The organism is Paenibacillus sp. MSJ-34, from assembly GCF_018918005.1.
Taxonomy (GTDB): domain Bacteria; phylum Bacillota; class Bacilli; order Paenibacillales; family Paenibacillaceae; genus MSJ-34.
Genome location: NZ_JAHLPR010000041.1, coordinates 22,227 through 34,543 on the forward strand (window position 1 = coordinate 22,227; position 12,317 = coordinate 34,543).

Annotated in this window: 10 protein-coding genes; 3 read left to right on the forward strand and 7 right to left on the reverse strand. The window is 52.0% G+C overall.

All coding sequences use genetic code 11. The features are described from left to right. Positions 1-59: 59 nt before the first annotated feature. Positions 60-1,253 carry a hypothetical protein gene (locus KQI79_RS20205; RefSeq protein WP_216540107.1) on the forward strand — a complete coding sequence of 398 codons (1,194 nt, stop codon included), beginning with the start codon at positions 60-62 and terminating at the stop codon, positions 1,251-1,253. Positions 1,254-1,380: 127 nt separating this feature from the next. Here the strand turns inward: KQI79_RS20205 and KQI79_RS20210 are convergent, their stop codons facing one another. From KQI79_RS20210 to pcrB, 6 genes are all read right to left on the reverse strand, one after another. Then, complete coding sequence (locus KQI79_RS20210) at positions 1,381-2,208, reverse strand: energy-coupling factor transporter transmembrane component T family protein (protein ID WP_216540108.1); 828 nt, start codon at positions 2,206-2,208, stop codon at positions 1,381-1,383. After that, positions 2,201-3,928 carry an ABC transporter ATP-binding protein gene (locus tag KQI79_RS20215; RefSeq protein ID WP_216540109.1) on the reverse strand — a complete coding sequence of 576 codons (1,728 nt, stop codon included), beginning with the start codon at positions 3,926-3,928 and terminating at the stop codon, positions 2,201-2,203. Before KQI79_RS20215 ends, KQI79_RS20210 begins: the two co-directional genes overlap by 8 nt. Before the next feature lie 9 nt (positions 3,929-3,937). After that, positions 3,938-4,486, reverse strand: coding sequence for an ECF-type riboflavin transporter substrate-binding protein (locus KQI79_RS20220; RefSeq protein ID WP_216540143.1), 549 nt, complete (start codon positions 4,484-4,486; stop codon positions 3,938-3,940). Positions 4,487-5,077: 591 nt separating this feature from the next. Then, positions 5,078-7,075: an NAD-dependent DNA ligase LigA gene (gene ligA / locus KQI79_RS20225; protein WP_216540144.1), complete on the reverse strand. Its 1,998-nt coding sequence runs from the start codon at positions 7,073-7,075 to the stop codon at positions 5,078-5,080. A 58-nt stretch (positions 7,076-7,133) separates the two neighbouring features. Then, entirely contained in the window at positions 7,134-9,476 is a 2,343-nt protein-coding gene (gene pcrA, locus KQI79_RS20230) for a DNA helicase PcrA (protein ID WP_216540110.1), read from the reverse strand. 44 nt (positions 9,477-9,520) lie between these two features. Then, entirely contained in the window at positions 9,521-10,207 is a 687-nt protein-coding gene (pcrB, locus tag KQI79_RS20235; protein ID WP_216540111.1) for a heptaprenylglyceryl phosphate synthase, read from the reverse strand. A gap of 251 nt (positions 10,208-10,458) precedes the next feature. On the opposite strand from pcrB, the gene mntA reads away from it, so the two are divergent. Further along, positions 10,459-10,815 carry a type VII toxin-antitoxin system MntA family adenylyltransferase antitoxin gene (gene mntA / locus KQI79_RS20240; RefSeq protein ID WP_253298286.1) on the forward strand — a complete coding sequence of 119 codons (357 nt, stop codon included), beginning with the start codon at positions 10,459-10,461 and terminating at the stop codon, positions 10,813-10,815. After that, a complete protein-coding gene (locus KQI79_RS20245) occupies positions 10,742-11,164 on the forward strand; it encodes an HI0074 family nucleotidyltransferase substrate-binding subunit (protein ID WP_253298287.1) in 423 nt (140 codons plus the stop codon). The genes mntA and KQI79_RS20245 overlap by 74 nt, the downstream gene beginning before the upstream one ends. Before the next feature lie 18 nt (positions 11,165-11,182). On the opposite strand, the gene KQI79_RS20250 is transcribed toward KQI79_RS20245, so the two are convergent. After that, positions 11,183-12,259 (reverse strand): acyltransferase family protein, encoded by a 1,077-nt coding sequence (locus tag KQI79_RS20250; RefSeq protein ID WP_216540113.1) that lies wholly within the window; start codon positions 12,257-12,259, stop codon positions 11,183-11,185. Positions 12,260-12,317 lie beyond the last annotated feature (58 nt).

Sequence of the window (12,317 nt, forward strand, 5' to 3'; positions counted from 1 at the left end):
GCCGACATGTCCGATATATTCTATAAAGGAATTTGGAAGATCATTTGGAGGGATTATTGTTGAAGAAGTTTCTTTTGCTAGTGCACATGATGGTTCTATTGCTCGTCTCCCCCGGAATCATACAAGCCGAGGGTCAAAAAACGCCCGGATTAGAAAATGCGTCTGAGAACACTGCGGATCAAGACCCGATCGTATTCCCGGTCGTATTTCAACGCGCTACCGGCGACTCCATTATTTCTCTCGCCGCGGATGAAAAAGGAACCATCATTGCCGTTACTTACGATTATATTAACGTCACGCACGATTTCGGAAAAACGTGGACGACAAGCAAGACCCCAACGTCGGACATGTACTCCGTCATGTATGCTCAAGGCAAATTTTATTTGTCCAAAATGCATGTGAACAAAGAGTATGAGGAGATCCCGATCTACGTCTCCGATAACGGCGATCAATGGTCTATCCTGCATCTCACTCCTGACGGCGCTCCGGCCGTTACTATTGTAAATGTTCAGTATGTCAATGGAACATACATCCTGATCGCGAAACAGTATCGAACGGAAAACGGATCGATCCTGTTCACTTCTGCGGACGGTATGGTTTGGACCGAAACGGCAAACATTCCGTCGACCGTATACTTTCTTACATGGAACGGGTCGGTCTACACCGCTTACGGCAGCGGATATATATTTTACAATAAACCGGCAACATTCGGCAGAAATCAGTTTTTGGTCGATTCCAAGGATAAACGATATGCCGAGATGATTGTCTACAGCTCGAACAATCTGCAGGATTGGACCATGCAATCGGGCCAGGTGAAATCCGGAATGCTCTATAAATTTGTCGTCAACGATATTCCGTCCACCAATTATTACTATGATGTCGAGAAGTACACCGCGGATGGCGTCATCACATTATACGATTATTACGGGAATATTTTGACTTCGAAGGATGGAAAAAGCTTTACCATTCAGAGCAGACGGGATTTGTTTCCGACCAACTATCACCGTACTCCGACATTCAAAGCAGGCAAAAACTATATCATTTTCACGCAATATTGGCATAGCCCCGGGGTGATCCGTTCGAAAGCGCTCGTCTCAACCGATCGAGCGAAATGGAAACAAATCAATCTTGATAAAAATGTGCCTAATTCCATGGATGTCATTCAGGCGAACGATAACACGTTAGTCGGCTACGGCGACGACGGAAGGATAGCCATTTCGAATAACGGAATCGACTGGAAAAAAATTCGATAAGAAACATCGTTGCGCAAAGAAAAAAGGGAGCGAATGCGCTCTATTGGCGGATAAAAAAAGTCGCTATAGATGCATGTTCGTTCCCTCTTTGTTTGGCCAATCGATTACGGTAAAAAAAGCGGCCGGTTCAGAACGGATACCAGAACGATGTGAGCACATTCGCCTTAAGCCAAACCGCCAGCGCAACCGCGGCGATGCAAACGGCGGCGACCATATAATCCGAAACGGCAGGCTTCGTGGCGTTGTACCAGGTGCGGCGTTTATTCGTGCCGAAGCCGCGCAGTTCCATCGCGTTCGATACGACCTCGATGCGCTGCAACGAGGAGAACAGGAGCGGAACGGCGATGGACGATATATTTTTGATCCGCTGCAGCAGCGGCGCCTCTCCTTTGCGGAAGCCGATGCCCCGCATTTGCATCGAATTCGTAATGTTGCGGAATTCGGATTGGATGTCGGGAATGTAGCGGAAGGCGATGTTGACCGCATAGGCGATCTTGTACGGTACGCCAAGCCGATTGAGACTGCTGGCGAATTGGCTCGGATGCGTCGTGAAAATAAAGACGATGCTGATCGGCAGCAAAGTCAAATATTTGGCGGATAACGTTAAGACGTAAAACAACGTTTCCGCATTGATCCAGTTATAACCGATATTGATTACCGGCGTATTCGTGCCTGTCAATTCCGTGCCGTGCACGGGTGTGATGACGAGAATAAAGGCGGCATTGAATATATTGAAAACGGTCATAAACCAGAGCAGCACGCGAATGCGGCGAAACGGAATTTGGGCCGAGGCGAGCATGACCGAGCTTACGAAGAGCATGACGAGAAATACCCGCAAATCGAGAAACAGAAACGTCGTGACGGTCCAGGCCGCGAACAGAATAATTTTCACACTGCCGTCCATCCGGTGAAAAATGCTGTCCCCAGGCGTATATAATGTACCCATTTTACTCATGTTGCTTCACCTTTTTTTCATGCATAATAAAATGCTCCACAAACCGGGAGGAAGACGGCAATCCGGCTGCTTCGGCCAGCCTCGACAACGACATTTCCTTCAGATTGGCCCGTTCGATCACGCCGCGGTCCGTGAGGACGTCGGCGACACGATCATCGGCGATTACTTGTCCGCCAGACAGCACGATCGCCCGCTCCGTGTATTCCAAAGCCAAATGCATGTCGTGGGTAATGAACAAGAACGATAAACCGTTCGCGGACAAGGAGGCGATGAAGTCCATAAATTCGGTATAATGCTTGAAATCTTGTCCGGCCGTAGGCTCGTCCAAAATAATCAGCTTCGGCTCCATGGCAAGGATCGAGGCGATCGTGACCCTCTTCTTCTGACCGTAGCTTAACGCGGAGATCGGCCAGTTGCGGTAACGGTACAAGCCGCATATTTTTAACAACTCCTCCACCTTCGCGTCGATCCGGTCTTGCGCAACTCCCCGCACTTTGAGGCCGATTCCGATTTCATCCTTGATCATATGCTGCGTAATCATCTGGTTCGGATTTTGCATCACATATCCGATCCGTTCCCCGCGGCGGCGAACGCTCCAATCGTTCATGCTCTCGCCCGCGAATTTGATCTCCCCGGCCGTCGGACGCATAATGCCTGTAACGAGATGGCTTAACGTCGATTTGCCGGCTCCGTTATTTCCGAGCAGTGCGACAACTTCACCCTCTTGCATATCGAACGAGACGCCTTGGATGATTTCATGCGTGCCGTCATAGGACGCTCTGACGTCCGTTAAGGACAGCAGCGCAGGTTTGGCGTCTGCTTGGCCAGTGGCGGGATCGGTGGAGGCTGTGCGGTTCGGGCGAATCGGCTCGCCGTACCATTCGAGCAAGGCGGCCCGATGCGGCGCCAGATCCAGCTTGGGCAGCGGCGTAAGCGCCGCGGACGGATCGAGCTTGCATCCCGCATATTTCAGCGCCTCGATATATAGCGGCTCGCGCAAGCCGTGGCTGCGCAGGGCGTCGGTAGCCAGCAAGTCGTTCGGCTTGCCGGCCGCCCGAATCTCGCCGCCGTCCATGACGACGATTTTGTCGATCGGTTGCTCAAGCACGTCTTCGATGCGATGTTCGATGATAATGATCGTCTTGTTCGTTTGCCGATGAATCTCCTCGATCAGTTGCATCGCTTTGCGGCCGCTGGCGGGATCGAGATTGGCGAGCGGCTCGTCGAACAGCAGCACATTGGCCTGCGTCGACAAAATACCGGCCAAGGACACCCGCTGCTTCTGTCCGCCGGACAAGTCATGCGGGCTTTGCTCAATCCAATCGAGCATGTCGACGGTGTCGAGCGCGCGCCGCACCGCCTCGATCATGGCCGCTTGCGGCACGCCGTCGTTCTCGAACCCGAAAGCGACGTCTTCGCCCACGGACAAGCCGATAAATTGCCCGTCCTGATCCTGCAAAATCGTGCCGACCGTCTTGCTGATTTCGTGGATGCTCTGTTCGGTCGTGCTTTTTCCGTCGATCGTAAACGTACCGGTGAACTTTCCTTCGTACGTAAATGGAATTAGCCCATTGATACAATGGGCCAATGTCGACTTGCCGGAACCGCTCGGGCCGGCGATCAATATTTTCTCGCCGGGATGAATGTCCAGGGTAATATTTTTGAGTGTCGGTTCGGTTACGTTTTTATATTGAAAGCTGAAATCTTGAAATCGAATCATTCGTTGCTCCTATTTGTCTACCGTTAAGTTCGAGTTTTTCTTGTTGACTTGCAAAATGCCGAGCACAATCGTTAAGCCTAAAACGACGAGCACCAATACGTTGGCTACAATCGACGTGCCGAATTGGACCATCATTTTCTGGAACGGTTCGTTCATGAGGAAAATATCGAATAGGGTCGCTTCGCCCATGCCGACAACGATTCCGAGAATTCCGTACAGAAGCAGCAGCCATACGTGCTTGCCGGAATAGGAACCGTCTTTGACGCTGAAATCTCTGCTCATAAAGATGAAGCCCATAAACAAGCCCATAATGGCCGAGCCGAGCACCCAGCCCCACCATACGCCGCCGCCGATGATCAGGTCGGTGATCGTATGGCCGATGAAGCCGATCAAGAAGCCGACAACCGGGCCGAACATCGCGCCGAAAATGACGAGAAACGCCACCGCAGGCTTCACCCACGTCTCCGGTGCGATCGGAAATCCGAAAAATCCGAGAAATCCGTACAACGCCGCGCCGATCCCGATCGCCACGACATTTTTGGTGTTGAACTGAAAAATCGATTTTTGATTCATCGTTCTATTTACTCCTCCTCCAATTTTATTGAAGCACACGCCCTGATCGTTCTACTCCCATGTTAAAACAGATGAAACCATCTTTCAATACGAACATTTTGGTTGAATCGCTCGGGAAATATAAGGATTTTTGATACGATTTGGGGGTGTGAGCGCATTCGATACCGTTCGAATCAATCTAATTGTAAAAAGGAACGGCGGATTTGTAAACAATAATATGCAAAATGCTGGGCGTATTTCGGATACCACCGCATTTCGCTTCGCTTTCGGCCTCGTTTCGATCTCGGGAGGACACAGAAGCCGTTATTTTGGGATAAACGGGCTTTTTCTTGGGTTTGCAGGACAGACATCCCGCTATTCGCCTTGAGACGAGGGGAATTCGGCCGATTTGTGGAAAATAGCGGCTCCTCTGTCCGCGTACCGTCGAAAAAGGGGCCGTTTCGGCAAAATAGCGGACTTCCTGTCCGGTTAACAGTCTGACATTGCTTGAACCGAAACAGCCGACCCGATTGGGCCGGCTTCGTTATGAGTTGCGTTGGGTTGGGTTGCTTTGCAGAGTGCCTTGCGCTTCGCGTGCTATGCTTCGCCCAACAGCTTCAGCAGTTCTTGCTCATCGTCGATAATGCGGATGCCGAGCTGCTGCGCTTTGGCCAGCTTGCTGCCGGCGTTCTCGCCCGCAATGACGAAATCGGTCTTCTTCGACACGCTGCCCGTCACTTTCGCGCCGCATGCTTCGAGCTTCGCCGCCGCTTCGTCGCGCGTCATGTTCGGCAGCGTGCCGGTAAGCACGACCGTCTTGCCGCTGAAGACGGTGTCGGTCTTCGGCGCGGCCGGGCGTTCCGGCGCGGTCGGCCGGACGCCGTGGGCGAGCATTTGGTCGATGCTCTGCCGGATCACCGGATCGGCGAAGAACGATACGATGCTGTCGGCCACAATGTCGCCGACATCCGGCAGGGTGATGAGTTCCTCCGCCGTTGCCTCCATCAGGCGGTCCAGGCTGCCGAAATGATCGGCCAACATTTTGGTCGTCGCCTTGCCCGTGTTGGGAATGCCGAGCGCGAACAGGAATGCGGCCAGATCGCAATGCTTGCTCCGCTCGATCGCCTCGAGCAAGTTATTCGCTTTCTTCTCCGCAAACCGCTCCAACTTGATGATGTCATCGTACGTAATCGTGTACAGATCGGACGGATCGCGTACGCCGACTTCGTCGTATAACTGCTCCGCCGTTGCCACGCTGAACGTTTCGATGTCCATCGCGTCGCGCGAGGCGAAATGCGTAATGCGGCCGATCAGCTGCGGTTTGCAGCCGAGCCGGTTGTTGCAGAACAGATGCGCCCCTCTCTGCTCGAGCGGCGATCCGCATGCCGGACAATTCGTCGGATAGACGATCTCCGCTCCGTCGTTCTCCTCCGTCACCTTGCCGAGAATTTCCGGGATGACGTCGTTCGAACGGCGAATCATGACGCGCGTGCCGAGCGCGAACTTCAAATTTTTGCGTTCGATATCGCCGATGTTGTTCAGCGTGCAGTTCTGCACGGTCACGCCGGCCAGTTCGACCGGTTCGACGCGGGCGACGGGCGTAATTTTGCCGGTACGGCCCACTTCCCAGGAGACGGATTCGAGCACGGTCGTCGTTTCTTCCGCTTCGAATTTGTAAGCGACGGCCCAGCGCGGAAATTTATCCGTATAGCCGAGAACTTCGCGCGTGCGCATATCGACGATTTTCACGACCGCTCCGTCGATCAGGTAGTCAAGCTGGTTCCGCTGCTCCTCCACCTTGGCCAATTCCTCGATCACGCCGTCAATCTCATCGAAATAAGCAATATACGGATTGACTTTGAAATGATTGTCTTTAAGAAATTCGATCATTTCGCGATGATTGGCGAACCCGATGCCGGCCGCATATCCGATATTGTAGAAAAAGGCGCTTAGCTTCCGTTCCGCCGTTACTTTCGGATTCAAATTGCGCAATGCGCCGGCCGCGGCGTTGCGCGCGTTCTTGAGCGGTTCCGCCGCCGTCTTGTTGTACGCTTCGAGCGTCGACAGGTTCATGATGCCTTCTCCCTGCACCTCGATCGTGCCGTTCGCGAACGGAATCGTAAGCGGTACGGAACGAATCGTCTTGACCTGCGCGAGAATGCCCTCCCCGACGACGCCGTTGCCGCGCGTCGCCGCCTGAACAAGCCGGCCGTCCGTATAAGTTAAATTCAACGTGAGCCCGTCGAATTTCAGTTCCACCACATATGAAGGCGGCGGCAACGGCTCGTCCGGATGATTGGCGTTATAGTCGTTCACCAGTTTCATAACACGCTGGTTCCAAGCGCGCAGATCGGCCTCGTCCTGCGCCTTGTCCAAACTCCACAGCCGCGATAAATGGCGATGCTCGGCAAAGCCTTTCAGCAGTTCCCCGCCGACGCGCTGTGTCGGAGAATCGGGCAGTACCGTACCTGTTGCGCGTTCGAGTTCGACCAGTTGATCGTACAATGCGTCATATTCTTTATCGCTAATTAGCGGTTTGTCCAAGGTGTAGTAATGGTAATTGTGTTGATTCAATTCCGCAACCAAACGTTGCATCTTTTCCAATTGATCCGAGACCGTCACCGTCGTCCCTCCATCATTTCAAATTTTACTTTTACACCTTTGTAATCGGGGCAAACCCGGCCAGAAGCCGTTTCACGCCTACCGGCGCCGGGAAAGCGATTTGCAGTTCGGTGTCGTTGCCGCTGCCTTTGACCGCGACGACAACGCCGACGCCCCATTTGCCGTGCGATACTTTATCGCCGGTCTTGAACTCGCCCGCTGCCGCGCCGCCCGTTTGGGAACGGGCCGCATCCATCGGCGTCGAGACGGTCATTTTCGCCCCCGGCGTCCAAGCCGACGCGCCGCCGCGGTTGCTTTGCACGCCCGCCGGGCTTGCGGCTCTGCCGCCGGTTGCGCCGAAGCCGATGCCGCCGCCCGCGCCGCCGCGCGATCCGAATCCGAATCCCCCGGCCGACATATTGCGTCCGTAGCGATCGCGCGTAATCGCCGATTCTTCCTTCAGCTCCGCCGGAATTTCATTCAGAAAGCGGGACGGCATATTCGCCGTCGTCCGTCCGAACAGCGTACGCATCCGCGCGCAGGTCAGGAACAGCTGCTTCTCCGCCCGGGTAATGCCCACGTAAGCGAGGCGGCGTTCTTCTTCCAGTTCCTCGTTGTCCTGGAACGCGCGGGTATGCGGGAACACGCCCTCCTCCATGCCGATAATGAACACAACCGGGAACTCCAATCCTTTCGCGCTATGCATCGTCATGAGCACGACCGCGTCTTTCGCTTCCTCTTCGTCTTTGTTCAACGTGTCGATATCGGCGATCAGCGCCAAATCGGTCAGAAACGAAACGAGCGATTTGTCTTCGTTATTTTTCTCGAACTCTTGCGTCACGGATAGAAACTCGTCGATGTTCTCCATGCGGGAACGGGATTCCAACGTATTCTCGCGCTGCAATTCGAGCTTGTATTGGGTCATTTCAAGCATTTTCTCGGTAAGCTCGGTGACGGACAGAAATTCGAGCATTTGATGCAGCTGTCCGATCATCGTGCGGAATTCGAGCAGCGCCGCTTTCGTTTTGCCGTTGATGTCGAGATCATCCATTTCATCGATCGTGTGAAAGATGGAGACCCCACGCTGGGCCGCCGCATCGGCTAATTTCCCGAGCGTCGTGTCGCCGATTCCGCGTTTCGGCACGTTAATGATGCGCGTTAAGCTAATGTCGTCGTCCGGGTTCGATATGAGCCGCAAGTAGGCGAGCAGGTCCTTGATCTCCTTCCGATCGTAGAACTTGATGCCTCCGACGATTTGATAAGGGATATCGGATTTGATCAAAATTTCCTCGATGACCCGCGACTGCGCGTTCGTCCGGTACAAAATCGCATGATCCTGATACGCCTTGGCTTGCTCGCGGTTCTTTTTTATTTCCGATGTAATAAAATATCCCTCTTCATGCTCGGAATCGGCTTGATAGACGATAATTTTCGCGCCTTCGCCCTGGTCGGTCCACAGCTTCTTCGGCTTGCGTCCGGTATTATTCTTGATCACGGCGTTGGCCGCGGCGAGAATATTGCCGGTGGAACGATAGTTTTGCTCGAGCAGAATCGTCTGCGCTTCCGGGTAGTCCTCTTCGAAGTTCATAATATTCGTAATGTCCGCTCCGCGCCATCTGTATATCGACTGGTCGCTGTCCCCTACGACGCAAATGCGGTGATGCCGATCGGCCAACATGCGGCACAGCATGTATTGCGCGCGGTTCGTGTCCTGGTATTCGTCGACATGGATATATTTGAATTTATGCTGGTAAAATTCGAGCACTTCCGGCACGTCCTTAAAAAGCTGGATCGTCGTCATGATGAGGTCGTCGAAATCGAGCGAATTGTTGGCCTTGAGCCGTTTCTGGTACATGGTATATACTTTCGCCGCGATGCCCTGGAAATAATCCCCGATTCGCTGTTCGTACTGCTTCGGCGAGATCAGCTCGTTCTTGGCGCCGCTGATCATCGCTTGGACCGCTTTGGGCTCGAACTTTTTCGTATCGATGTTAAGATCCTTCATGCAGCCTTTGATGACCGACAACTGGTCCGCCGAATCGAGAATGGTGAAATTGGACGAGAAGCCGATCCGCTCGATATCCCGCCGCAAAATACGCACGCACATCGAGTGGAACGTCGATACCCAAATGTCGCCTCCTTCCGGTCCGACCAGCTTGGAGACGCGGTCCTGCATCTCGCGCGCCGCTTTGTTCGTGAACGTGATCGCGAGGATGCTCCACGGCGCGGCCTTGCGCGTCGCGATCAGGTAAGCGATGCGATGCGTCAGCACGCGCGTCTTGCCGCTGCCCGCGCCGGCCATGATGAGCAGCGGCCCTTCGGTCGCTTCCACCGCCGCGCGCTGCTGCGGATTGAGGCGTTTGATCGCTTCGTTTATGTCAATGGAATTGTGCATGATGAGTGCTCCTTTCCGGTGAGTTTCAAGTAGCAGTAATCGTTCTATTTTACCGCCCGGACCGTTTCAAGAGCCCGTTCCATATGTTCGTAAATGATGTTGCCGACGACAATCGTATCGGCTAAGGCCGCGGCCTGTTGCGCCTTCAGAGCGCTGTCGATCCCGCCGCCATAGAACAGCTGCGAATGATGCATGCTGCGCTTCACCCGGCCCAGCAGCTCCATGTCGCCGAATGTACCGCTGTACTCGAGGTAAACAATCGGCAGCGACAGAAGTCGTTCCCCCGCTTGTGCGTAAGCAACGGCCTCTTCGGCCGTTAAGCCCGTCTGCGCTTCGGTCAGTTTCGCGACCGCGGAGTCGCCGTTCATAATAATGTAGCCTTCCGGCACAAGCTGATCCCAAGGCATCATATAGCCGTAATCGTGTATTGCCCGCTGATGATGTCCGATCAGCCACTCCGCGCGCGTCGTATTGAGCACCATGGGGATCATGTATAAGTCGAATCCCGGCACCACCGCTTCATGATTCGATATTTCCAGCACGCAAGGCACTTCATATTGCCGCACGCGCGAGAGCAGTTCCACCGTATTGTCGTATGTGACCCCGGTCGATCCGCCGACCATGATCGCATCAGTTCCGGACATGCAGACGCGGTCGAGCGCTTCGTCCGAAAGCGTGCGGTCGGGATCGAGTTTGAACACATGGCGCCAGGGTGAGTAGAATGGTTTCAAGGGGAGTTCCTCCGTTGTTTACGTTGTTGGATCGTATGAATGAGTTATTTGAAGTGCATAAATATCCTAACAGAATAAGTCTAGTCCACGCGAGGAATGCTGTCAATTTGATGATACCAGAGGGAATGTGTGTTCGCAAGCGAAGTTTGCTGGCCGCTGAAATGTTTATAACCCCCATGAAACATGCTAAAATAATAATACCATCGGGGTAAACGGACGTTATCGATCATTTGCCGGAGGAGGCGATTTTTTTGCTGCTAGATCCTTCCATACGCCAACATTTTATGCGGACTGCTTCGGAGCATCGCAACGTTCGGCGCGTATTCCTGTTTGGCTCGCGAGCCAAAGGAGATGCCGACGAGCGTTCGGACATCGATCTGGCGGTCGAAGCGCCCGAAGCGGATGAAAAGGAATGGCTTGAAATTATGCATCAATTAGAGGACGCCGATACGTTGCTTGCCATAGATATTATACGATTAGATGAAGCCTCCTCTTCCTTGCGCGAAGTGATATCTAAGGAGGGTCAAATTGTTTATGAACAGCCGAAAGGTGAAACAAAGCCTGACGAACTTAGGCAACGCGATCATGCGGTTAAAGGAAGCGATTGAGTCGGATCATTCCGGCACGAACAGTCTGGTCGTCGACGCGACGATTCAGAGATTTGAGTTTGTCATCGAACTGTATTGGAAAACATTGAAACGAATTCTCGCTTACGAGGGAATCGAAACATCGACTCCTCGGGAAGCGTTGCAACAAGCATATTCCTCCCGCTTCATTGATAACGAAACTTTGTGGCTTCAATTTCTGAAAAATCGGAACGCAACCTCCCACATTTACGACGAGGATACAGCGCTTAGAATTTTCCGTCATATACAAAAAAATTTCGAAGAGTTCGAACAAGTATATCGACGGTTAATGCAAAGATACGAAGTAGATGTTCAAAAACAAGATGAATAAAGAAAGCCGGCCGCTTCCTTAAAAAGGGTACGATGTGCCGGCCTTTTTATTGGCTTTATATCTTCTAGTCCGGAAACTTTTCTTGATGAAATTCGTCAATTTGATTTCAATATACCGGTACGATACATGCGAAACGGCAATAGACAATGCCAGAGACAGCACCGCATAAATCGCAAATTCATACTCGGGTACGCCCAATCCAATCCGTGGAACGACTCTTTTGAGCGGGAACATGATGACCGTATGCCACATATATAAACTAAAACTAATCTGCCCTAAGTAACGCATCATACGCGTTCGCAGAAATCGGGAAAAGAAGCCGTGCTCCATCGCGACCGTAAGAAAAAACAGATAACTAAGCAATAACGGAATAATTAAATAGAACTGTTTCAGCTGATACGATAAATAAATGAATATAAGTAAAATGAACCCGCCTAAGCTAAACAATTTGGAAGGTTTCCAACTTGCTTTGATTTGATTCTCGCTCATAAATACGGCAATCCCAACGAGGAAAAACAGAAAATTAGGATGCCAATATACAACAGTGAGGCAGACAGCAGCTAATAGGAAGAAGCAAAAATATTTTACAAAGCGGTGATAAGACTCCTTGCTCCATACGATAAAGACCAATCCCGCTAAAATATAAAAAGCAAACTCATAACTGAGCGACCAGGCTACGATCTGTGCGATCGGAAGAGGAAACATGCCTGGAAGCAACAATAGATTGGAGAAGAAATGAACCATATACTCCCCTGCTCCGATTCCGTCCATCCATTTGTATTTCATGAACGGCCCAACAGCGAAGATCATGAGGTGAATCACAATGAAAACAGGATAAATACGCAATAGGCGATTGATGAAAAAGGCTTTGACGGTCCTTGTCGAGATCAGACTTCTCGTGATCAAGTATCCGCTTATAACAAAAAAGAGATTCACGGAGATCGAACCGGCGTGGTGGATTAGATATAATATGTTGTTTTTTGGAAGAGCCGTAATAGAGTTTTCCAGGACGGCCGATTCGTAGATATGATATAAAACGACAGAAAGGGCTAAAAACCCCCTTAAACCGGTCAATGTTTCATTGTGCTGTTTCATAGTTCCATTAAAATCGAAAAGGTCCCCTCTGTCAATCGACCGTCAACTCCTGCCGCCT